Origin of the sequence: Pseudomonas sp. S8, from assembly GCF_050473925.1 — a bacterium.
GTDB lineage: Bacteria > Pseudomonadota > Gammaproteobacteria > Pseudomonadales > Pseudomonadaceae > Aquipseudomonas > Aquipseudomonas parakoreensis.
On record NZ_JBFDVZ010000016.1, the window covers coordinates 5751778 to 5775641 of the forward strand.

Below are 23864 nucleotides of genomic sequence, written 5' to 3' on the forward strand. Positions count from 1 at the left end.
TCTGTAGAGTAGGACACTCGGTCAGCCTCCTATCGCACGGTGAGTCAACGATTGACCCATAACGCCATTCAACGTCTTTTGCTCAAACGTTTCGCCCTCGCTGCGGCCACCTATGGATTGGCTTTGCTGCTGCTGTGGCTGGCGTTTTTCACCGGGCATTATCCGCAATCACTGAACAGCGTGGCCATCGGCAGCGCGCTGGTGGTGATCTGCCAGGCGACGTTGTTTGCGCTGTTCTGGTCCGGGCGCAATCAGCGCTTCGCCGACCCTAGCCTGACCGAGGCACAAGTGCTGCTCGGTCTCGGCTGGCAGACCTGGCTGATCGCTCATCTGGACGAAGCACGCGGCGCGTTTCTGGTGTTCTACGTGCTGATCCTGCTGTTCGGCCTGTTTCATTTAACCCGTCGCGCGTTCATTCGTTGTGCGCTGCTGGTGTTTTTCAGTTTCTGTGCGATCACCCTCTGGGACGGCTACCACTTCCGTCTGCCGGATCCGGCGCTGGCGGCGTTGCAGGTGTGCATTCTGGCGATGGTCCTGGCGTGGCTGGTGATTTACGCACGCTTTGTCCAGGTCTCACGACAACGCATGCGCCAGCGCCGGTTTGCCCTGCAGGCGCATCAGGACACCTTGCGCGGCATGATGCGCCAGCTCGAAGATCTGGTGGCCACCGATGAGTTGACCGGGCTGTTCAACCGCCGGCATTTTCTGCGTCTGGCTTCCCGCGAACTCGACGACATGGAGCCGGGTGTGGTTCACGGTCTGGCGCTGATCGATCTCGACCATTTCAAACGCATCAACGATCTGCACGGCCATGCCGCCGGCGATCAGGTGTTGCAGGCCTTCGCTGGCGTGGCGGGTGCCTGCCTGCGTGACGGCGACGTGTTGGCGCGTTACGGTGGCGAGGAATTCGTGGTGTTGCTGCCCGACTGCGATGCCGAGCGTTTGACTGCTTGCTGTGAACGCCTGCGCATTGCTTTCACCGACGTCGAGCTGGTAGGCCTGAACGTGCGTAACCTCAGTCTCTCGGCGGGCATGACCCTGCTGGAACCGGGCGATGATCTGGACGACGCCTTGCAGCGCGCCGATCAGGCGCTGTACCGGGCCAAGCGCGACGGGCGCAATCGTTGTGCAGCGGCGTGGGAGAATGTGGATGCCTGAACTTCGGGTCGGTGACCGGCAATGGTCGGTGACGGCGGGCAGCAATTTGCTCGACGCGCTGAATCAGCACGGCGTCGCGGTGCCTTACAGCTGCCGCGCCGGCAGTTGCCATGCCTGTCTGGTGCAGTGCGTGAACGGCTTGCCCGCCGACAGTCGCCCGGATGCCTTGAGCGCCGAACAGCGCCAGGAAGGCTGGCGGCTGGCTTGTCAGTGTCAGGTCACGGAAGATTTGCAGGTACACACCTTCGACCCCGTTACCGACGGGCGCCCGGCGGTGGTCGAGGCGCTGGACTGGCTCAGTGACAACGTCCTGCGTTTGCGCCTCACCCCACAACGACCGCTGCGCTACAGCGCCGGGCAGCATCTGGTGTTGTGGATCAACCACATCGCCCGGCCGTATTCGCTGGCGAGCCTGCCGCAGGAAGACCGCTTTCTCGAATTCCACCTCGACTGTCGCCAGCCCGGCGAATTCAGCGATGCGGCGCGGCGCCTGCAGATCGGCGACCTGATCCGCCTCGGCGAGCTGCGCGGCGGCGCCCTGCATTACGACCCGGACTGGCACGAGCGCCCGCTGTGGCTGCTGGCCGCCGGCACCGGGCTGGGGCCACTGTTCGGCGTGCTGCGCGAAGCCTTGCGTCAGGATCACCAAGGCGCCATCCGCGTCATTCACCTGGCTCATGACGCGCGCGAGCACTATCTGGCCAAACCCCTGGCGGCGCTCGCCGCGCAGCGCGAAAACCTCAGCGTCGAGCTATGGACGGCGGCCGAGTCAGCCGCCGCTTTGGCGCAACTGCGCCTTGTTTCCCGGCAGACCCTGGCCTTAGTCTGCGGCTCAACGGCCAGCGTCGATGCGTTTGCCAAGCGTCTGTACCTGGCCGGACTGCCGCGCAATCAACTGCTGGCCGATGTGTTTTTGTCCCGCCGTTAAGCGCTGAATCTCGTGTGAAGGTGAACTCCTGTGGTGAGGGGATTTATCCCCGATGGGCTGCGCAGCGGCCCCCAGTTTTTCTGAGCGCTGCGCACTCAATCGGGGATAAATCCCCTCACCACAGGAGTTCTGGCTCACCACAGCAATCCAGCCTCACCAAAAAAGAACTTTGTCAGCCCTTTTTAATGTTGAGTAACGCTGATGACCGAAACCATCCTGCTGGAACGCGAACGCGGTTTGCTTACCCTGCGCCTCAACCGCCCGGACAAGAAAAACGCCCTGACCCGCGCGATGTACAGTCGCCTTGCCGAGGCCCTGAAGCAGGCCGACAGCGATCCTGAAATCAATGCCGTGCTGATCACTGGCAGCGACGAATGCTTCACCGCCGGCAACGACATCGCCGACTTCATCCAGCAACCGCCGAGCGACCTCGACAGCCCGGTGTTCCACTTCATGCTCAATCTGCTCGAATGCCGCAAACCGGTGATCGCCGCCGTGGCCGGCGCGGCGGTGGGCATCGGCACCACGTTGCTGCTGCATTGCGATTTGGTCTACGTCAGCCGCGATGCGCGGTTGCGCATGCCGTTCGTCAACCTGGGGCTGTGCCCGGAGTTCGGTTCCAGCCTGATCCTGCCGCGTTTGCTCGGGCAGGCCAAAGCGGCCGAGTTGTTGTTGCTCGGCGAAGGCTTCAGCGGGGAGCAAGCGGCGCAGTGGGGCATCGCCAGCGAGGCGCTGGGCAGCGGCGAAGCGGCGCTGAACAAGGCCCGGGAAATGGCTCTGCGTTTCGACGAATTGCCGCCGGACGCGGTGCGCATCAGCAAGCAATTGATGAAGGCGCCGGATCGCGACTTGATCCGTAAGGTGATCGAGGAGGAGGGCGCGCTGTTCACCCAGCGCTTACGCTCGCCGGAGGCGTTGGCGGCGTTGACCGGGTTTATCAAGCGGCATTGAGATTTCGCTGGCCGGGCTGGCCTCATCGCTGGCAAGCCGGCTCCCACAGTTTTTGTGGTGGATGCAAGATCTGTGATCACCGCCTAGCCCTGTGGGAGCTGGCTTGCCAGCGATGAGGCCAGAGCCGATACAAAATCTGTTGGATCAGAATGCAAAAAGCCCCGGCACTCACATGCCGGGGCTTTTGGTTTTCAGCGATTCACTCAGACCTGCGGGTCGCCCACGTGCAGGATCTTCATGCCGTTGGTGCCACCGGTGGTGTGGTAGCTGTCGCCCTTGGTCAGGATGACCCAGTCGCCTTTTTCCACGACGCCGCGCTTGACCAGCTCGTCGATGGCTTTCTGGCTGACTTCGTTCGGGGCCAGCGAAGCCGGATCGAACGGTACGGTGTACACGCCACGGAACATCGCCGCGCGGGCCTGGGCTTCGCGGTGCGGGGTGAAGCAGTAGATCGGCACCGACGAACGGATACGCGACATGATCAGCGGGGTGTAGCCGCTCTCGGTCAGCGCGATGATCGCCTTGACGCCCGGGAAGTGGTTGGCGGTGTACATGGTCGCCAGGGCAATGCTCTCGTCGCAGCGCTCGAATTCCTTGCCGATGCGGTGGCTGGACGTCTTGCTGGTCGGGTGCTTTTCAGCGCCGACGCAGATGCGCGCCATGGCCTGCACGGCTTCCAGCGGATAAGCGCCGGCAGCGGATTCGGCAGACAGCATCACGGCGTCGGTGTAGTCGAGCACGGCGTTGGCCACGTCGGACACTTCGGCGCGGGTCGGCATCGGGTTCTGGATCATCGACTCCATCATCTGGGTCGCCACGATCACCGCTTTGTTGTGGCGGCGTGCGTGCAGAATGATCTTCTTCTGAATCCCCACCAGCTCGGCGTCGCCGATTTCCACACCGAGGTCGCCACGGGCAACCATGACGGCGTCGGAGGCCTTGATCAGACCGTCGAGGGTTTCGTCATCGGCCACGGCTTCGGCGCGTTCGATCTTCGCCACCAGCCAGGCAGTGCCGCCGGCTTCGTCGCGCAGTTGACGGGCGTAGTTCATGTCGGCCGCATCACGTGGGAAGGACACGGCGAGGTAGTCGACTTCCATTTCGGCGGCGAGCTTGATGTCGGCCTTGTCTTTTTCAGTCAGGGCCGGCGCGGTCAGGCCGCCGCCGCGACGGTTGATGCCTTTGTGATCGGACAGCGGGCCGCCGATGGTCACGATGCAGTGCAGTTCGGTCGCGGTGGCGGTTTCGACGCGCATCACTACGCGACCATCGTCGAGCAGCAACTCGTCGCCCACGCCGCAGTCCTTGACCAGATCCGGGTAGTCGATGCCGACCACTTGCTGGTTGCCTTCAGTCAGCGGATGGCTGGTGGAGAAGGTGAACTTGTCACCGATCTTCAGCTCGATGCGCTTGTTGGCGAATTTGGCGATACGGATTTTCGGGCCTTGCAGGTCGCCCAGCAGGGCGACGAAGCGACCGTGCTTGGCCGCGAGGTCACGCACCAGCTTCGCGCGAGCCTTGTGCTCGTCGGGGGTGCCGTGGGAGAAGTTCAGACGGGCGACGTCCAGACCAGCCAGAATCAGCTGTTCGAGAACTTCCGGCGAGTTACTGGCCGGGCCAAGGGTAGCGACGATTTTGGTACGACGGACGGACATGCAAAGACTCCTCAGGTTCAAGCGCTCGCAGAGGCTACTACGCTCTTTGGGTGTAGTCATTGTTCGTTTGCACTACTTATTGTTTTCTTTATTGAACGCGACAATCGGAACAAAGGGCTCTGAAGATTTCTCGCCCGAGGTCGATAATGATCACAAGACAGGAGAATACCCCATGCGATTCGTGCCCATTGCCGCCCTTGCCCTCAGCGTCCTCGCCGTCACGGGCTGCACCCGTTGGTCGATGAACCATCATCTGAACAACGCCTACAGCGCCTATGACCGGGGCAATTGCGAGCAGGTGATGCTCGAACTGTCCAAGGTCGAACGCGCCAGCCGGGCCCGCCCGTATGTGTGGCCGGAAGTGTCGATGATGCGCGGCCAGTGTCTGGAACGGCAAAAAATGTACATCGACGCGGCGCAGACCTACCAGTTCATCATCGCCTCTTACCCCAACAGCGAATACGCCTTCCGCGCTCGCGCGCGCCTGGAAACCCTGCAGAGCCTGGGTCATTACCCGACGCGCAGCGCAGCGGCCGCGCCAGGTTCGCAACGCTTCTGATGCCGAGTGTCGTACAAACGCTGGCCGACTGTACAAGCTGAGCTATAGTCCAGTGATCCGGTTCTGCGCCTGGCGCCTGAACCGGGGCAACACCTGCGACTGGTAGAGGTTGAGGTGATGGCGTACTGGCGACCGTCACACCGGGAGCGGGGAGAGTGTGTCTGCGAGACGGGCACGTTCCGAAGCAAAGGTGCGGCTCTGTGATGGAGCCTTGCATGGCGTACTGCGCATGTTTACCGACCGCCGAATCGAACGGCATCAACTGCCGTACTTCCTCCGGGTGTACAACAGCGTCACCGACAAACCCATCGGTTTTCTGGGCAACGTGTCCGAAGACGGGCTGATGCTCATCAGTCAGTTGCCGATGATGATCGGCGCCGAATTCCGTCTACGCCTGAAAATCCCTGCCAGCGATGGTTGCCAGCAGGTGATCGACCTCAACGCGTGTTGCCTGTGGTGCCAGGAAGACGCAACACCGTTGCATTACGATGCCGGTTTCAGCCTGCAACGCCCGCCTCCGGAATACGGGCAACTGGTCGAGGCGCTGCGCCAGTACTTCAGCTTCCAGCCATTGCCGGCTTCGGCCTGACTTCGGCGGCGCTCGCACGATTGCCATCGCGGGCAAGCCCGCTCCCACAGTGTCCTCGGTTGATCAAAGCGTTTGTGCACACCACAAATCCCTGTGGGAGCGGGCTTGCCCGCGATGGCGTCAGCCCAGACAACATCTATCTACAGGCTAACCCACAGCAATCGCCCGCTCACTGTCCAGCGTCTTCTGCGCCGCAACGGGAAACATCTGCATGCCGCGATCCACGGAATTGCGCGAGGGTGGCGGCTGTAAGCAGGTTAGTCGACCGGGAGGCATACGAAATACCGGCGCGCCCGAGGGCGCCCTGTGCACAGCCACCATCGAGTGCGGGGATAGGGAATACCCGATTTGATGACACTTATGCACATTGGTGAACCCCCCGGGCGACTAAACCCGACCACTGATTGGCAGCGGCACGGATCACGTTACGGGGCATCGGCAAGGCGCACAAGCCGGCGGATTCTGGCGGATCTGTAGGCAAAGGCACAAGACGATGTAGTTAGCTGCGCGTGTCGAAGTTGGGCGTGGAAAGCCTTAGCTGTTCTAGTAATCAAGCAGTGTTTTTTTAGATGAATTGGATCTTTTGAACTGTCAGTTCTGACAGTGGTTGCGCGCAATGAGCACACGTATGTTGATCCCACAACGTGAGCGACCCATTGCCCGGAGCACTGCCGACATGAACGAAACCGTCGAGGACGACGAGAAAGGACGAGCCTGGCTTGATACCGAAAAGGTTCAGATCAGTATCGCTCAGGTCACGAAACTGGCAGACGGATCACTCAAGGAACTGGGCGATGGAGCGCAGTTTTCCGAGGTGTTCTGGGCGGACGCGGTCGAAACATCGCTTTACCAGACCCACCCCCGAGTGCCGCAGTTGCAAACTGAAATGGTGTGCCGGTACAAGTTCGAATCCGGCCGCATCTATGTAAAGACCTTGCGTTACAAGATGACCACGCGCTACGGGAACTGGTATCGCGCCAATATAGATGTGGGTCTTCAAGCTCGTGACTGGGTTCGCAAGGAATCCCCTGACTCCATGCGTCAGGACACCCAATGGCACGATTACGAAATTTTTCTCGACTCCCTGCTCGGCCCTCCTGATTTTGGCGTGTCGCTGGCAATCCGGGTTGACTACGACGGAACCAACAACGATGTTGAACCCGACGAAGGTTGGGGCCTTGATATCTATCCAGCACAGAAACCGATTATCGAGGTTCCGACTTCCGGAACCGAGATCGATGTCGAGAAGCCGTTCACTGTTTCCGGTAGAAACGGGCTTGTCCCCGGCACAATTCACTTGAAGTGTCAGAACAACGGTACCGAAATTCCAGTGGGTACTGCTTCTGTCCTGAGCAACGGGAGGTGGAATACCTCCATCGGGTTGCCACCCGGCGTATTGGCTTTCTACGCCGAGCAAATCATTGGCAACCAGAACTCCGGTAAGTCCAATATCGTTAACCTCAAGCCAAGGTACGTGGCACCACGCGTCGACTCTCCGGCGAACGGCGCTGTGCTTCAGTCGGCCAGCGGATTGCTGATCAAAGGCCGAGGCACGCCAGGCAAAGTCATTGATGTGATGACACCGGGGGGCGCTGTGTTACACGCCACGACAACCGTCAAGCCTGACGATACATGGGAAGCATCATTCAACCAGTCCAACTACCCTGACGGCGGTCGCGTCGATATCACGGCTGGCCACCGTGACATGAATGATTGGACCACTCCGCAATTCTTCACCTTGCTTCTGCGCCCGACAATCACGACGCCGGCCGAAGGCGCAGTGACCGATCCGAGAGGCACAATCGCTGGGGGGCGAGCTGCTTCAGGCGCCGTCGTCGAAGTCCTCAAGGATTTAGAACATTCATATAAAATTGGCCAGGGCACGGCAGATAGCAACGGACAATGGCGGGTCACGACGTTCACCCGAGACATGCCGTTCGGTTCGTTCACGATCGTCGCAAAGCAAACGGTGTCAGGGGTTACTTCTGATGTGGGTCCGCCACGTACTTTCAAAGTCCGCCCGCCAGCACTGACCTCCGTCAGCGTCACCAATCCAACCCTTACCACCATCGAGTTTTCCGGTGCAGGGCTTACCAACGCCACAGTCGAGATCACGATTGTCAAAGGCCCGGCAGGTGCGACGCTGCCACCTGCCGTAGTCGTGACCGCAGGCAGTTGGAGAACAACTTCACAGAACTGGCCCATCGGCGACTACGATCTGAAGATCGTGCAGAAGGTTTCCGATAACGCCGGGGGCTGGATTCCTTCGCATGAGTACCTGTTCAAAACTTCATCGAAACTGCCTCCGCCCACGGAGGTGACTTACACCGTTTCCAATTACACCCCCACCTTCACCGGAAAGGGCGTTACCGACGCATCGGTCGAGGTTACCGACGAGGCCAATGGCAATGCGGTTGCGCCGGCAACCACCGTCACGGCGCAAGGCTGGTCGACCCGGGCTTTTCAAGCTTGGGCGCCAGGTTCGACGCGCACGGTGCGAGTCGTGCAAAAACTGGGTAATGCGGAGTCGGAGGCGGTAAAGCTGATCATCAATATCGACCGTTTTCCAGCACCGACTGACCTGTCTTATACGGTGGTCGATTACACGCCGATCCTGTCTGGCAAAGGGGTCAGTGGCGCGACCGTGCACGTGACGGACAAGGCTACCGGAGCGGCGATTGCGCCGCCGGCATCGGTATCGGCTCTGGTTTGGTCGGCACAGGCATCTGCACGCTGGGAACCGAACACCACCAAGGTGGTGCTATTGGTGCAAAAGGACGGTGCGCTGGCTTCCGACCCGGTGGAAATGACGATCAGCGTGCCGCTGCTGGCCCCCATCATCACTGCCGTCGAGGACGATGGACTGTCACCGAAGATCTCCGGCACCTGCTGGCCCGGCGCGATGCTGAGGCTGATGTACAGCGACAGTGCGAACGAGCACCGGCCGGTCGGCACCAGCGGCACATGGACCTTCAAGCGCGACGCCGGCTTCGCTCCGGACAGGGAGCACACCGTGACGGTGATCCAGAGCGTTGCCGGACGCGCATCGCCGCCCGCTTCGCAAGCGTTTTCAGTCAGCCCGGAGCGGCTGGTGATCACCGAACCGACTGAAAACACAGACACCCACTACGACATGACCGTGCGCGGAGTCAACGGCTACAACGGTGCGACATTGCAACTGCGGGACGCGCAATTCGGGCGGAATCTGGGTGAGCCGAAACGTCTGACCACTCATAACGCTTGGTTCGTCGAACTGAAAAAACTCGAGTTTCGCAAATACCAGATCGAAGCCGTGCAAACCATTGCTGGCAGACCTTCTTTGCCCAGTGCCGTGCGCAGCTATTTTGTAGTGCTGGTGCCGCCGGTCATCAAGGTGCCGGCGCCGAATCAATCGCTGACCCGTACCTCGACGCTTTCGGGCACCGCCGAACCCTTTGGTCAAGTGACGATCTGGCGTGAAAATCCGAGTGAAATCCTGCTCGATAAAGTCCCGGTCAACTCTGTGGGCGAATGGCGTGCCGAGGTAACGCTGCCGGTCGGCAATTACACCGTGAAGGGCCGGCAATTCTTGGAGACCCACGAGTCAAAAGAAAGCGCTCCGCGCACCTACAAAGTGGTGCCAGCCGTCCCAGTAATCGAAAGCCCTGAGCGGGGCGTGCACATCGGTCGTCAGGTCGTTGTGTCCGGCTTCGGCTATCCGGGTGACACCGTTCTTGTGATGCTGACAGGCAACGGAGGCACGGTGCGAGCGAGCGCTCCGGTGCTTGAGGACCGTACCTGGTCCTTGATGCTTGAAACGGGGCAGTCCCTCGGCCCCGCGAATCTGGTGGCGGTGGCTTCGCGTGATGATTTCGAATCTGCCGCCTCGGCTGCACTTCCAGTGGTATTGGGCACATATTTGCCAACTATCGATGAACCGGCGCCGGGATTCTGGGTAGAACATCCGCTGCGCTTCGTCGGCAAGGGACGCACGGGCGTCGGGCGCGTAGTGCCCTGGTTCAACCCTGAAACCGCGCTGAGCGCAGGCATTGCCGTCACTGCTGAAGGCTGGTGCGGCGAAGCAACGCAACCCCTGCTCCCGGGCGGCCAGTGGTGTCGATTCCAACAAACCATCACCGACGCAGCGGACGGCTCGACCGTATCCGACTGGGTTGAAAGCGAGCGTTTCGAGATAACGTCGATTGCTCCGGGAGCCCGACCATGACCGAGCCTTTGATCCGCCCAGTGCAGCAGTGGCTGAAACAAGTCTTCAGTGACGAACAGCGCGAAAGCTACGCCGATTTTTGTGAACACCTCGAAAACGGTGGTTCGATTTTTCCGCTGGTCGAGCAAGGCGTTCAGGGGCTGGTCAGGCATTACCGGTTGAACCCCGACGATGCGCAGACCTTTTTACGCAGAGCCAACAGCCTGGCTGTGTTCGTCCGGCGCCGGTTCATTGAACACTCGTTGAGCGGTTCGAACGCCCGGATAACGCGCCCCGCCAGCGGTCTGTTGTCGAGGGTCGAAGGGCCAAGCTACGAGCAGCTGTTCTCGCCAGATTTCGATGGCCTCTGTCCGCCGCAGGCACTGGAGTCAATCGTCTCCCCGGTGGCCTACCTGATTGAGCTGTTGCGCTGGATCGAGGAGAAAATATACGCCGTTGGCAGCGACGAAAAATTCGATTTGCATGAGCGTCGTCAGGATCTGAAGAAGCTGCTGGTTGACTTCAATGCCGTGCATCAGGCGGTGTCGGCGCTGGACATCATCGTCCCGGTGCTCGAAACGTTCATCAAGGTAAACGATAATACTGCTGACCTCGAAGAGGCGTTGATCCAGACCCGTTATCCCAACGGTCTGCCGTACCACCAGCATTGGGTCACGCTTGATTTTGTCGCCCGTGAACATGGCCTGTCGGTGGGCGATATCGTCCAGGTGGTGGATCTGGCCTATCCCTACTTCCTGCAGCCTGAGGTGTGGGAGAACAATGCCGGGCGCGCCTTTACCCATGCGTCGCGGTTGGGCCCCCACCAGCGTGAACTGTTGACGGAAGCGCCCACTGACGAGGCAGAGAAACTCGAATATTACCAACGCAACTTTGGTACGGCCGAAGAAGATTGGCAGGACCTCAATCAGGTAAAGTTCTTTGGCCAGCACACAGGGCTGGACACCCGGGATATCGAGTCGTTGCTGTCGATTCGCGAATTCGCCCCGACGCGTTCGGCCAACGTCACTGTGTATGAAAGCGAGCAACCGGGCGCTGACGAGAGCCAGCGATCCGGCTCGGTGTATCTCAATGCCGCGACCAGTCCGGCACTCGGCATTGCTTACAGTGAAGACAGCGCAACTTTTCTGCATCGTTTTACACAAACCCCGGACACCATTGACCGCTACGAGCGAATGAATCGCAAGTTGCGCCTGGATCGATGGCTGGAGCTGCCCAGCGAGCAGGTGGATGCGTTGTTGACGGCGGCGATCAGGGCAGAGGCACGTCAGGCGAAACTGGCAGCCCCGTGGTGGATTTCCACTCATCAGGTGCAGGCCCTCGGCTTGTTTCAGTCGCTGCGTGAACGCTTTGGCTGTTCGGCAGAGGACTTCGCGGTTTTTATCGATGAAATCCCGATTTACGGCCGTGCCGATGTCCTGTCACTGTTCGATCGTACCTTCAACAGCCAGGGCAATTATCGTCAGCCGCTGATGCTGGACGGCGGAGCATTTGCGACGCTGCCGGCGCAGTCTGGGGCGGAACTGACGATCAGTCAGTTGTGCAGCGGATTGGCTATCGATCTGCAGACTTATGCCTACCTTGCGGTCGCGATCGAACGGGCACACGGGTTTAACGGCACGCTCCGGCGCTCCCCGGCAGTCATTTCGAGTTTCTACCGATTGGTGAAGTTGCCACGGTTACTGGGCATTACCCCGGTCGAAGGGGTGCTGATGCTGACCCTGTTGGGTGGCGAGCGCTGGGTCGACGGGCTCGCAGGCGTACCGCGCCTGTACACACCGCCCGAAAGCGAAACCCCACCGGATGTGCTCAATCTGATTGATGCCCTGCACGCCTGTGTGTCTTGGTGCAGGGATCGCGAAATCCCTGTCCTATGGATGTTGAATCAGGTGGCACCGCTGCAGGCGCTGGCGGTGGCCACGCAGGCTGAGCGTCGGTTGTTTGAACAGATTCTTAACCTGCTGCCGGCGACGCTGTTCAACAATGCCGGGTTGTCGATGGCTGGCGTACCCTCGCTGGAGGGGCTGGACTGGCTGCAATTGCTGACCAAGCTGGTCGACCACAGGGGGTTGATCATCGATCTGCAATTACCCGAGGCCCAGTACTTGAGCCTGGCCCGGGAGATTTTCGACCAGGCCATCAGGGAAGGGCTGGGCGAGAACGATGCCAGTGTTCGGGGCGCGCTTGTCGAGCGAATGCTCGGCGTGCTGTTGCAGGCGCGGGAAGCGCAGGTCTCGGTCGCCAGGGAGTGTCTGGTGGCGTACACCGGCCTTGATATCGAACGCGGATTGCTGATGCTGACCTGGGCACAGTCCACGGTTTATCAATTGTTGTCTCAGGTCAGCGCACGTGCCGATCATGATGCCGCTGATGCGCTCAGCCACGCTGCACGTGCTTCTGAACAGTCCGACCCGCTGCTGAGCTTGTTGGCTGATGTGCGACGTCGCAGCGCCGTGACGAACCAGCTGGATCTGTCTGCGGTGTTGCTCGACGACTTTCTGCAATACGGCCACAAGGCCTGGATGGCTCAGAACGATCGACATCAGCTGACGATTCGTACCCTGTATTACCTGAGCGCGCTGGGTCGGGCCTTCGAGCTGAGCGAGCAGCCGGCCGGCAAACTGCTCGACTACCTGCGTCAGGTCAATGCATTGCCCAGCCCTCTGACAGGCGATGCGTTGCGCCTGGCACAGGAAGCGGCCGCGTTGCGGCTGGCGACGTTTTTCGACTGGAGCGTGCAGGAGGTGCGTGAATGTGTCAGCCGCATCGACCCGACGTTGAAGATTCTCAAGACACTGCCCCAGCTCGATTTGCTGATGCGCGTCCGCGTATTGGCCCGGGACAGCGGCATGGACGCCCTGACGATTTTCCTCGTGGGGAACCTGCCGCAGACCGTAGACAGGGATGCTTATCGAGTCGCTGCCGAGCGCTCGCTGTTCAGCCTTTCAGACAACCGTGAGTCGGTGGGCGCCTTCGCCGATGAGGTAGCGCAACCGCTGGTCACCATGACCTGTGTTGTAGACAAGACTGAGGTGGTGGCCGGCAAACCCGACGAGAAAGTGATGTTTACCGTGACGCTGCTCGATGCCGACAAGCGGCCATTGAGTGGTGTCAACGTGTACTGGCAGGTGAGCCTCGGCACGCTTGCGACCAAGGCCACCGAGGTCGACGGAACGGTATCGGTCGAGTATCTGCCGGGCAAGGTCATGGGGCAGGAAACGCCGCTGTTCTGGCTTGACCTGATCGATGCGCAACAGGCCCCGGCCATCAACATCACCGATGACCCCGAGACGCTCTTCTTCCCGGCACCATTAACGTCTCTGGTGCCGCTGGAACCGGTTCCTGCGGGGCAGGAAGTCGCGTTGTACGCCACGCTGCGCGACAACTATCGAAACCCCGGACGCAACCGTCTGGTGCGCTGGTATGCCCGACCCGCCAGCGGCAGTAGCGGCTCGGCGGTGATCCGTCCCGAACAGAATTATGCCGATGCCGAGGGGATTACGCGGGTGTACGTGTCGAGTTCGTCCGGTGGCACGTTCATTTTCAGCGTGCGCTGCGAAGCCAATAACAGCGAAATATATTTTGACCCGGTCACTTTCACCGAAGCACCAATTCTCCAATGACAGCGTTGGTTGACGCAGCGTTCACCCCACGACTCAGGACAAGACCATGACTCAACGCAAATTGTCTCCCTTGTTGGAAAAACGCCGCGCAGCATTGGTCGAGTACTGCATCGGTCAGGCTGCCAGGGAGAAATACCCTTTCGTGAAAACGCCGCAGGATCTGTTCGAGTTATTGCGCATGGATCCGCTGGACAACTACCCGGTGCAAAGTTCATGGGTTGCCGAGGCGACCGGTTGCGCGCAGCAATTCATTCATGCGGCTTATCGCAAGCTTGAGCCAGGCTACAAAGACATCGCATTCCCGGCGGCGGAATTGAAGCTCTGGGAGCTGTACAGCAATTACCCCGACTGGGCGGCGCTGACGTTGATCGCGGTCTATCCGGAAAACTTCATCAATCCCTTTGTGCGGCAACGCAAGACACGTCTGTTCAAGGCGCTGGAAAATGATTTGAATCAGACGCGTCTGACCGACGATTCGGTGCGGCGTGCGTTGCAGGGATACCTCAAGGTATTCGAACAGACCTGCAATCTGGACATTATCAGCGCCTGTCTGGATGGCGATTCGCCGAGCCGTGCAACTTACTGTTTCATCGGTCGTCAGCGGGTGCAGCCGTTGCAGTATTACTGGCGCAAGGCCGACATCGAACTCACCGCTGCCGGTAATCCGGTCAACCCGGCGACATGGAGTGAATGGCAACCCGTCGACATTCCGGTGGGAGGTCGGGTTCTGGATTTACGGCCGTTGTTCTGGGCGGGACGCATGTGTCTGGTGTGGGCCGAATGGCGCGACCAGGTGGGTAAAAAAGGGGAGGACGGCTATTTGCCCCCCAAGCTGGATATCAACCTGGCGTTCATGAGCCAGAACGCGGAATGGTCCGCACCCCTGTGCTTGTACAGAGCTGATCAGGACAGCGATACCAGCGCGGGTGCCCGGTTGCTGGCGATGACGTTGGCCGATGACCTCATTCACCCCAAGGGACGGCTGGGTGTATTGCTCACCAGCCCTGCGGGTCTGAACATACGCGCCACCACCCGTGACGTGCTTTTTCGTTCGCTGGACGAAGACGACGGCACTTGGCTCGATCATCTGGCCACTCATCGCTTCACCGATATTCTGACCTTGCAGCATCCGCTGACACCGAAGAATCAGCCAGTGGTCGCGATCAAGAGTGAGACCTCGGGGGCGCTGACGGATTATTACGGGCTGCAGGCGGTGTTTTCGGAGGAGGGTACAGAGGATCTTCTCTGGGTCAGGGGGCTATGTCGGAAGAGGGGCGGAATCATCAGCGAGCTCGCCGAGTTTGAGCTGGCACTGAGCAATGGTGCAGTAGGCGACCCTGAACCTGTCAAGGCATCAAAACCGATTGCAGGGGGGTGGGCCACCGACTGGATGCACCTCAAGCGCTCGAAAGGTGGATTCACCGGGCTGGTCGACTTCTCCTTGAGCAACGCCGAACAAGGCAGCAGGCAATTTACAGTCTCGCTGACCGGGATCACTCGTTTCGTGCCGCCGACGCTGGAAAAAAATACGCTGAATGCCGCGCAGTTTATCGGATTCAGACAGCCCGGCATGTTGCCTCGCACACGCTTGAACTCGCTGTTCGGCCCGGAGCTGGTGCTGCGCAGCAATATTTCCGTGGAGGCCGTACTGGACTGGGACACCCAGTTCCTGACGGAACCCCCTCCAGCTGCGGGTCCGATCGCTGAGCCGAACGGGGCGTTCGACGGGGCCAATGGTCTGTATTTCTGGGAGCTGTTTTTTCATCTGCCGCATTTGGTGGCGACCCGTTTGCGGGCTGAGGATCGCTATCTGGAGGCGCAGAACTGGCTGCATTATGTGTTCGATCCGCAAGCCGTTGAAACGTCGGTCGAACCGAAGAAACCTCGTTATTGGCGCTGCCGCCCCCTGGCGAGCGAGGGGAACGTCGGGTACGAAACACAGATGCCCACCGATCCTGATGCGATTGCCTATGCCGCACCACGACACTATCGGATTCTGGTGTTCACCGAGTACGTGAGAAACCTGGTCGCGTGGGGCGACTGGTACTACCGCCAGCTCACCCGCGATGCGCTGGTGGCGGCAAAACTGTGTTACGTACAAGCCGAGTTTCTGATGGGCAAGCCGCCCTTTGCCCGGGCGGTGACTCGCTGGCAAGCGCGGACGGTTGATGACTTGTTGAAGCGGAGCACGAACCGCCCGATGCTCGAACAGTTCGAGCAGGAACTGCAGTTTGCTCCGGCAGACATTCCTCCGGCTGCCGAAGCTTCACCGTTGTTGGGCCTGCTGGCGAACGAGCCGTTCAAACTGCCGATCAACGAACAGTTGCTTGATCTGTTCGACTGGCCGGGCCAGCGACTGAACAACTTGCGCAACAACCTGACCCTGGATGGCAAACTACTGGACGTTCCGCTGTTCAGCCCGCCCACCGATCCCAATCAATTGTTGCTCGATCTGGCCGCTGGCGGGATTGGCATGCCGCGGCCGATGGGCGGACGTCTGGTGGTGGGCGCCTTCCGCTGGCGGGTCACCTACGAGGCGGCCTTGCGCGCCGTGCAGACATTACAGGAGTACGGCAGCCAGGTTTTGCGCCTGCTGGAACAGCGCGATCGGGCCGAGCAGGAAGAACTGCAGCAAGAGCATCTCAAGGAACTGGGCGACTACGCCCGCACGGTTCAAGAACAATCCATTGCCCAGCTTGAAGCGGGACTCACGGGCCTGAGGCAGAGTCAGGCCATGGCCAGGCAGCGGGCCGATCGATACAAGGCCTGGTACGACGAACACATCAGCGATGCCGAATACCAGGTCATGGAAAAGCTGCAGGCCGTCAAATGGATGAATGCAGGGACGCACGCGATCAAGACCGGAGGCGCGGTCGTGGGGGCCCTGCCGAATATTTTCGGCGTGGCCAACGGTGGTCATCGTCCAGAAAAAATCGCCGATGCCGTGGTTTTCGGTCTGGAAATCGGCGCGATGCTGTTGCAGGTCGACGCGGATAAACAGGCCATCACCGAAAGCTACCGCCTGCGCCGCAGAGAGTGGGAATTGCAACGCGATCAGGCATTGGCCGAAGTCGGGGCGCTGGCCGAGCAGATCGCCGCGCAAACATTCGCCCTCGAAGCGGCCAGGACGAGTCTGGAGCAAACCCGGCGGGCCAACGGTCAGGCTCTGACGCTCTACAACTATCTGAAAAAACGTGCGACCAACGCAGAATTGTTCGGTTGGCTTCTGGGCCAGCTCAAGGCCTTGCACTATCAGGCTTACGATGCGGTGGTCAGTCTGTGCCTGAGTGCCCGTGCGTCGTTGAGTGCTGAAACCGGCGATTACGAAACCGCTGAAGCGTTACCGCAGGTCTGGCTGGACAACCGTCACGGATTGACCGCCGGTGAGCACTTGCGCGAATACCTGCTGCGCATGGATCGCCTGTACCTGCAAAGCCATGAGCGCCGTCTGGAGCGGGTCAAGACCGTTTCGTTGCGACGGTTGTTCGATGACCGGGTTGATCCGCAGACGGGGTTTTCCGACTGGGCCCAGGCACTAAAAGAGCTGATCGACAAGGGCACGCTGGAATTTCAGCTGACGCAGCTGTCATTCGATCGCGATCACCCCGGCGAATATTGCCGGCTGATCAACCTGGTCGAGGTCGATCTGCCCGGAGTGCTCGGAACTTATCAGGATGTACAGGCGACGCTGCTGCAGATTGGCAGCATGACCGCTACCCAGGCCTCGGCACGCTCGGTCGAGTACCTGCATCAGCCGGCGGGCAAGGTGGCGCCGGCCGAGGTGCTGTTCAATTTGCGCAGTGGTCAGCAGATCGGTTTATCGGTAGGGATCGCCGACAACGGTATGAACGCCGGTAAACCGGACGAGGGCTTGCTCAACCCGTTCGAGAACACCGGCGCGGTTTCGCGCTGGCAGTTGCACTTTCCCTGGCCCAAAAGCGCGGGGCAAGCGTCGATGCTCGAATCGCTTACCGACATCATTGTGCGCGTCCGATACACGGCCAAGGCCGGTGAGCCGACGTTTACCCTCGCCGTCAAAGACCTCGTCACCCGGGCGCTGACTTCCCGACAGTCACGGAATAACCAAGGAGCAGACCATCATGTTTGAACCGGTGATTCAGGCTAATGACAGTCTGGTGCTCAATGGGGATTTCCGTGAGGCTCTGGAGTTCTGGGAAAAGGGCGACAATCCCCGCGAGATTTCAGTCAAAGGCGAGGTGTATGAGGATGTGCAGATTAAAGTGCTTACTGCGGGAAACCGTGCCTCTGTCTCCCAACAGTTCACTTTACCTGTGGAACCGGGTGCCAGCGCCAGGTATGTGCTGAGTTTTTTGTATGAAACGCGGCACACCGAACCGGGAAAAATACTTATCACGGCTGAAAATGGCACCCCGTTGAGAGAAATACTGTTGCCGCCGGGCAACCCTCGCAACTCCGCGGAGGATCAGGTCCGGATTGCCGGTGGGCAGCCGCTGGATTTCAAACCGACGTTCTACAACGCTCCGTTGGATCTGCCGGTACAGCGCCAAGACAAGATTCGCCTCACAATCGTCGCTCCGGCCAATGCTGATCCCGAGGACTATCACCTGCAGGTTGTGATCACCCGCATTCGCCTGGACTTGCACCTTGAGCTGCCGCAGATGCGCACGGTGAAGGTAGACGCAGAGCACTTGTTGCCTGACGAATCGATTTTTCTGGGGCTGGGCGCGACGGAGAACTTTCAGCACCGACTTGAGTTCATACTCGCCCCCGACAGTCCCTGGCTGCACACCAAAGCTGCGTTGGTGTGCGATGACAATCCACAAGGTGCCATTATTGCGACCCCTGCCTGGGGCGTGGATCAACCACTGGATTCACCGTGGTTCCTTCAATGCCCGTTGATCGGTAATCAGGAACCTTACTTGTTCACGGTGCAACTGGTGAACCAGTTCACCGCCGAGCCATACTCGATGCAGGTCTCGCTGGGGCATCACCGGCTGATGTTTGGTGAGGTGCTGGAAGCCGCGTATTTCCCGGTGCTGGAGTTGGAACAATCAGTGCGTCTGGGGGTGCGAGTGGCGTCCTGGTACACCGGTCAGTTTCTGGCGGGGCGCACGGTGACCTGGGCCACAGAAGAGCGGGGGGTTCTGAGCACGACACCCACCGACCCGGAAGGCTGGGCGTATTTCGATTATCTGCCCGTTGCAGCAGGCGACATCGCCATTCTGGCCTCGGTGGCGAGCCCTTACTACGCCAGCGGGGTCGAGACCACGAAGCTGGACGTTCGTGTGCTGGCGACCGATCCATGGAAAGACGTACTGGCCGTGGTAGAAGGCGATGCCTCGCCTTGGGCGCAAAAGACCGGTTATCCCAATCGGGGTTCGACTTATCAGCTGAGTGTGCGGCTGCCTGAGGCGTTACGTGGCAGCGAACTGGCCATGCGCTGGGAAGGCGATTCCGCGGCACAGTTGGGTGTGCGGGTACGTCCCGAGCTGGAGGAATGGGTGCCGTCCGACGCCGCTGACTTGAGCTGGGAACTGGACTGCCGGGACGAGCTTGACGGGCGTTTCCAGTTACAGCTTTCGTGCTCAAAGTTATTGCTGCGTTCGGACAGAAAACCGATGTCACTGGCACGCAATCTGGTGCGCATTGGCGACGCTCAGGAGGCCAACAAGTTTCCCGTGGTGGACGAAGGCGAAAGTGTTCTGTTGCGGGTGCAGGTGGTGCATGTGGTCACCAGTGGCGACGGCGAGCCGGTCAACAATGCACGGGTGGACTGGCAGACGCCCGAAGGCACGATTGTCACCCGATCGGGGCTCGGCGGCTGGGCCAGTGTGCTGTATCAACCGAGCCGCGCTGGTGAGCTGCTGGTGACCGCTCGCGTGCGGGCGCACGATGACGCGGTGCCGATAGAGCGAACGTTTGCAGTGACGGCGCTGGCCAGCAGTCCGTGGAAGAATCAGGTCAGGATTTTGTTCGACGATGTCGCAGTCGATCTGGCCGAGTTGGGGTTGCTGTGCTGGCGCGGAGCCCCACACACACTGAAAGTCGAACCCACGGCCGGCAGTGTGCTGCTTGACCAGATGGTGACGCTGCAATGGCGGGGGGAGTCGCCGGGAATCGGGTTGACCGTCACGTCTATCGGCGAGCCGCGCAAGCTTGAGGCAAAAGGTCTGGAGTGGACGTTCAGTTCGCAGGTTGCCTCGAGTACCAGCAGTCTGTTCAGCCTGACCTTGAGCAGTCCGGTGCTTGCCGCGCCCCGGGAGTTGTTCGGGCGGCTGATCTCTACAGAGCTTGTGGATGAACTGACGGTGATGCTGGATCAGATGACTGCGACAATCGCCAGTCAGAGAATGTTTCCCTGCATCGGGGCCACGCACAGCTTGCGCTACCTGCCCAATGCCTTGAGCCCTCTGGTGGGACTGCAGGGGACGTTGATGTGGCTGGGAACCCCGGCTGAAGAGCTGGACGCGAGCGTCGAACCTCCGCTCGATACTGCCCGGCCACTCGAAGACGGTGGTGTCGGATGGGTACTGGACTTCAGCGCGAGCAAGGTCTCCGGCACCTTTATGCTGGGTCTTTATTTGCCGGCATTGAACCTGTCCATGACCGCCAACCCGATGCTGCTCGGCCACAACAAGTTGCGAATCGAAGACTGGCGTGAGTCCGCGGTCGATGCCGTCCTTGGCAAGGATAAAGCCTGGAGCTGGATCCGGGTGGTCTCGGCTTTCACCCACCAGGCAGTCGCGCAGGTGGCGGTGCAGTGGACGAGCGCAATCGGCTCCGACACTGTCGCCAGCGATGACCTCGGCTGGTCGGGTTTTGGCCTGCTGCCGGTTACGGCGGGTCAGCAGGAGGTGGTAGCCAACGTGCTCAGCCGCTTCGATGGCTACAAAGAGCAGCGAGCCCTGTCCTTTACGGCACTTGCCCGTGACCCTTGGGAGGAAGTGCGGGTGCGGTTCGATGGACATGATGAACATCCATGGGGCAGTCACACCTACTTTCCGCGACGCAACGGTTCACATGTCGTCGAAGTGCTGTTCCCGGACAACAGCCCGCTACTGGAGCAGGATCTGACCTTGGGATTGACCGGTACCGGGCCAGTGGAACTGGGGCTGAGTTTCGAACCCGCGCTCGGCGCGCCACGCCAGCCTTCAGCCTTCGGTTTTCTGCGCTACTCCTTGCGTTGTGCCGACTTGAAGGACGGTGGCTTCGCCTTGCGTCTTGGGGCTGAGCGTCTGGCCCGTCTGTCACCGGCCAACGCGATGTCGCTGGGAGAGGGGGCGCAGGTGTGGAAACTTCGCACCAGTACTAGCATTCAGCAAATGCTGGAATGGGAGCAGGAACTGGTCGAGCAGGTGAAAGTGGTGTCGTCCGTTTCCGGTCAGGGTATCGCCGGAGTATTGGTGACCTGGCGCAACGAGGATTTGGGGACGGTCACCCGTCTGACCGACTTTTATGGTGTTGCCTCTGTGCGCTTCAAACCGCAGGCACCGGGTCCGGCGGTGGTGACGGCGACGGTGGGAGAGACGGCGCATGCGGAGTCGGTTGAGCTGCGGTATACGCTTGAAGAACCGCGCGTCATCAGCGAATTGTACGAACCGGAAGATTCTCGTTTGCCACCCAATGAGCAACAGGCGCATGCCATAGCCAAAGTGGTGTCGGCACGTACCGGTTTACCGCTGGCGGGTGTGCAGGTGCGCTGGGATTTTGCAGGCAGTACCTTGACGCCGTCGCTGACGGATGAGGAGGGTCTTGCGCGGTTGACCTTTAATTATCCGGCTGACGTAGATGAAGTCTTATCGGCCATTGTCCGAGGCGGGCTGGGTGGTTGGGATATGGCGCGACTGGGATATTTCGGCATAGTGCCGGTGATTGAGTCGTTGACCAGCCCCGCGCAAACTATTCTTCCCGGCCAGCGAATCATTGCGGAAGTGACCGTTGTATCGCATTCAAGCGGCAAGCCCGTTGGTGGAATAAAAGTCGTATGGGCGTTTCCAGGAAGGAATTTACCTGACACCAAAACAGGAGTTGACGGCAAATCGCGGGTGGACTTCGAACAGTGGGAATTGGGGACTTTCGTACTCACTGCAACGGTAGGCTTCCAAAATTCACAATCGCTGGAATTTTTCGTTAGTCATGACTTGGAGCTAAAGGATCTGACGGTGGCCAGTACGGCTGTGGAACTTTCCAAACCGCAGTCTGCGCAGGTACAAGTGCTGAACCGAACTACCGGCAGGCCTGCAGAAAATATAGAGGTGACCTGGTCTTTAACGGCAAATCAATCGGTAGTGGTGAAAACTGATGCGAGCGGCTGGTCTCGGCATTCGGTTCTGCCGACGGAGTACCCCGACACCGGAATAGCAAGGCTCAGTGCTTCCGTGAGGAGCGGGCGAGACGATGTCACGGCTGGTGTTGATGTATGGGTGAGCGACTATGACAATCGTGTGATAAACGAAGTTGCACTGATGGCCGATGATTTGATCGTCAGCATTCCGTTTCATGTGATCAGTCCTCTAGTGCAAGGCAGCGAGGTCAGTATTCAGGGACATTTTCCAGTCGATTGGATCGGTCGGCAATGCTCTGTCGGATGCACTCATCCAGGCATCATCTTTACTCCAGCTATCAATGTGCTAAGGAGAGTCGACCAACGCATTGTCCTCTGGAAAATGAAGGTAGATGTTCCCGTGCAAACGCAATTTGCGATGTCGTTGTATAGTCCGGGCATTGTTGGTTCAAATGGTGCTCGATTCCGGGTCATCGCGCGGAGCGCGAATGAGGATGCAGAAGATAAATAACGCGGCACTGACTGGATGCCGTTAGCGGCGTGAGCTTTCATCCGTTCCCACGTCGTTAAATTGCTCCGATCTTCTTCCAGCTCAAGTATCGCGTCACCATTGCTGAGCCCAGTTCCTCAGGGCGCACATCCAGCATCTGAACTGCATGAGCATTCAACTGCTCATGCAGCTCGGCCCGGGCATTGAGGTAATCCACCGTGCCGCAATAGGCCAATGCCTCGGTCAGGGTTTGTACCGGGGCATTGCGCACGCGATCGAGGGTTTCCTCGCGCAGGCTGACCACCAGCACTTGATGCTGCTGGCTCAGACGTTTGACGCTGGCGAGAAGGTCTTCGGTGTCTTCGTCACGCAGGTTGGTCAGCAGCACGATCAGCGCCCGGCGCTTCTGCCGCGCCAACAGCTGATGGGTCGCGGTTGAATAGTCGGCAGGACGCTGACTGCTGTCCAGATCATAAACGGCGTTGAGCAGGACCTTGAGCTGACTGGCACCCTTGATCGGCGCGAGAAAACGCGGTTGCGCGACGGCGAAGGTGCTCAGCCCCACGGCATCACCCTGACGCAGGGCCACGTGGCTCAGCAGCAGACACGCATTCAGCGCATGGTCGAAATGCGACAGCTCACCATCCTGGCTACGCATTTGCCGGCCACAATCGAGCATGAACATGAGCTGTTGATCACGCTCGTCCTGATACTCGCGGGCAATCGGCGTGCGCTGACGGGCGGTGGCTTTCCAGTCGATCTGGCGCAGGCTGTCGCCCTCGCGAAATTCGCGCAGTTGATGAAACTCCATCCCCTGGCCACGACGCTGGCGCTGACGTACGCCGAGCTGGCTGAGCCAATTGTCCACTGCGAGCAGTTCGCCGCCGTACAGCCGGGCGAAGTCCGGATAGACGCGGATCTCGCCGCGCACGTCGAGCAGGCGTCTGCCTGTCCACAGACCGAACGGGCTGGGCAGATTGATTTCGCAATGCTCGAAGCTGAAGTGCCCACGTTTGAGCGGGCGCAGGCGATAGCCGACCTCGCTGTATTGCCCGGGTTGCAGTTCGACCGCCAGCGGCAGGTTTTCGAAGCTCAGCCCCTGTGGCACGTGGTCGAAAATATCCACCGCAACCGGTTCTTTGAAGTCATGGCTGAGCTGCAGCCGTACCTCGCTCCAGCGTCCGAGCGCCAGGCTGCCTGGGGTCTGGCGCTGAATGCGTGGCGAGGGCCGGTGGCTGAGGCGCAGCGCATCGATGATCGCCAGTACCAGCAGCGCCAGGAGCAAGCCCCAGTTGATCGCCGACAGCGGGGCGGGCACGTCGATGTCGAGGGCTTGCAGGGTGCCCGTGAGGATACCGATGAGGCACAGGGCGGCGAGCCAGATCAATAACAGGCGCGAAGGTTTCATGGCGCTGTACCAGGTTGTCTGCTGAAAAGATCGCAG

General features: G+C 60.0%; 11 protein-coding genes. 9 read left to right on the forward strand and 2 right to left on the reverse strand.

The window, feature by feature from the left end; translation table 11 throughout:
* Positions 1-51: 51 nt before the first annotated feature.
* The 3 genes from AB1J88_RS27150 to AB1J88_RS27160 all read left to right on the forward strand — a co-directional run bounded on the left by AB1J88_RS27150 (position 52) and on the right by AB1J88_RS27160 (position 3037).
* The gene (locus AB1J88_RS27150; protein ID WP_430292393.1) at positions 52-1158 is read left to right on the forward strand and encodes a GGDEF domain-containing protein; all 1107 of its coding nucleotides are present in this window, start codon (positions 52-54) and stop codon (positions 1156-1158) included.
* Positions 1151-2086 carry an iron-sulfur-binding ferredoxin reductase gene (locus AB1J88_RS27155; protein WP_430292395.1) on the forward strand — a complete coding sequence of 312 codons (936 nt, stop codon included), beginning with the start codon at positions 1151-1153 and terminating at the stop codon, positions 2084-2086. The genes AB1J88_RS27150 and AB1J88_RS27155 overlap by 8 nt, the downstream gene beginning before the upstream one ends.
* Positions 2087-2287: 201 nt before the next feature.
* Complete coding sequence (locus tag AB1J88_RS27160) at positions 2288-3037, forward strand: enoyl-CoA hydratase-related protein (protein ID WP_430292396.1); 750 nt, start codon at positions 2288-2290, stop codon at positions 3035-3037.
* Between the two features lie 203 nt (positions 3038-3240).
* Here AB1J88_RS27160 and pyk read toward each other — a convergent pair whose 3' ends face one another.
* Entirely contained in the window at positions 3241-4692 is a 1452-nt protein-coding gene (gene pyk / locus AB1J88_RS27165; RefSeq protein ID WP_041068487.1) for a pyruvate kinase, read from the reverse strand.
* Between the two features lie 172 nt (positions 4693-4864).
* Here pyk and AB1J88_RS27170 point away from each other — a divergent pair, with 172 nt between their 5' ends.
* From AB1J88_RS27170 to AB1J88_RS27195, 6 genes are all read left to right on the forward strand, one after another.
* A complete protein-coding gene (locus AB1J88_RS27170; RefSeq protein WP_430292398.1) occupies positions 4865-5251 on the forward strand; it encodes a tetratricopeptide repeat protein in 387 nt (128 codons plus the stop codon).
* A gap of 229 nt (positions 5252-5480) precedes the next feature.
* Positions 5481-5840: a PilZ domain-containing protein gene (locus tag AB1J88_RS27175; protein WP_430292399.1), complete on the forward strand. Its 360-nt coding sequence runs from the start codon at positions 5481-5483 to the stop codon at positions 5838-5840.
* Between the two features lie 676 nt (positions 5841-6516).
* The gene (locus tag AB1J88_RS27180) at positions 6517-10044 is read left to right on the forward strand and encodes a hypothetical protein (RefSeq protein ID WP_430292401.1); all 3528 of its coding nucleotides are present in this window, start codon (positions 6517-6519) and stop codon (positions 10042-10044) included.
* Positions 10041-13664 carry a Tc toxin subunit A gene (locus AB1J88_RS27185; RefSeq protein WP_430292403.1) on the forward strand — a complete coding sequence of 1208 codons (3624 nt, stop codon included), beginning with the start codon at positions 10041-10043 and terminating at the stop codon, positions 13662-13664. The genes AB1J88_RS27180 and AB1J88_RS27185 overlap by 4 nt, the downstream gene beginning before the upstream one ends.
* Positions 13665-13710: 46 nt before the next feature.
* The gene (locus AB1J88_RS27190; RefSeq protein WP_430292405.1) at positions 13711-17772 is read left to right on the forward strand and encodes a neuraminidase-like domain-containing protein; all 4062 of its coding nucleotides are present in this window, start codon (positions 13711-13713) and stop codon (positions 17770-17772) included.
* Positions 17765-22441 (forward strand): hypothetical protein, encoded by a 4677-nt coding sequence (locus AB1J88_RS27195; protein WP_430292406.1) that lies wholly within the window; start codon positions 17765-17767, stop codon positions 22439-22441. Before AB1J88_RS27190 ends, AB1J88_RS27195 begins: the two co-directional genes overlap by 8 nt.
* Before the next feature lie 55 nt (positions 22442-22496).
* On the opposite strand, the gene AB1J88_RS27200 is transcribed toward AB1J88_RS27195, so the two are convergent.
* A complete protein-coding gene (locus AB1J88_RS27200; protein ID WP_430292408.1) occupies positions 22497-23828 on the reverse strand; it encodes a DUF58 domain-containing protein in 1332 nt (443 codons plus the stop codon).
* Positions 23829-23864 lie beyond the last annotated feature (36 nt).

What these genes read in the sequence shown, in the direction of transcription:
- AB1J88_RS27155 (WP_430292395.1), top strand. Translation starts at nt 1,151, where the DNA reads ATGCCTGAACTTCGGGTCGGTGACCGGCAATGGTCGGTGACGGCGGGC.
- AB1J88_RS27160 (WP_430292396.1), top strand. Translation starts at nt 2,288, where the DNA reads ATGACCGAAACCATCCTGCTGGAACGCGAACGCGGTTTGCTTACCCTG.
- pyk (WP_041068487.1), bottom strand. Translation starts at nt 4,692, where the DNA reads ATGTCCGTCCGTCGTACCAAAATCGTCGCTACCCTTGGCCCGGCCAGT.
- AB1J88_RS27170 (WP_430292398.1), top strand. Translation starts at nt 4,865, where the DNA reads ATGCGATTCGTGCCCATTGCCGCCCTTGCCCTCAGCGTCCTCGCCGTC.
- AB1J88_RS27175 (WP_430292399.1), top strand. Translation starts at nt 5,481, where the DNA reads ATGTTTACCGACCGCCGAATCGAACGGCATCAACTGCCGTACTTCCTC.
- AB1J88_RS27180 (WP_430292401.1), top strand. Translation starts at nt 6,517, where the DNA reads ATGAACGAAACCGTCGAGGACGACGAGAAAGGACGAGCCTGGCTTGAT.
- AB1J88_RS27185 (WP_430292403.1), top strand. Translation starts at nt 10,041, where the DNA reads ATGACCGAGCCTTTGATCCGCCCAGTGCAGCAGTGGCTGAAACAAGTC.
- AB1J88_RS27190 (WP_430292405.1), top strand. Translation starts at nt 13,711, where the DNA reads ATGACTCAACGCAAATTGTCTCCCTTGTTGGAAAAACGCCGCGCAGCA.
- AB1J88_RS27195 (WP_430292406.1), top strand. Translation starts at nt 17,765, where the DNA reads ATGTTTGAACCGGTGATTCAGGCTAATGACAGTCTGGTGCTCAATGGG.
- AB1J88_RS27200 (WP_430292408.1), bottom strand. Translation starts at nt 23,828, where the DNA reads ATGAAACCTTCGCGCCTGTTATTGATCTGGCTCGCCGCCCTGTGCCTC.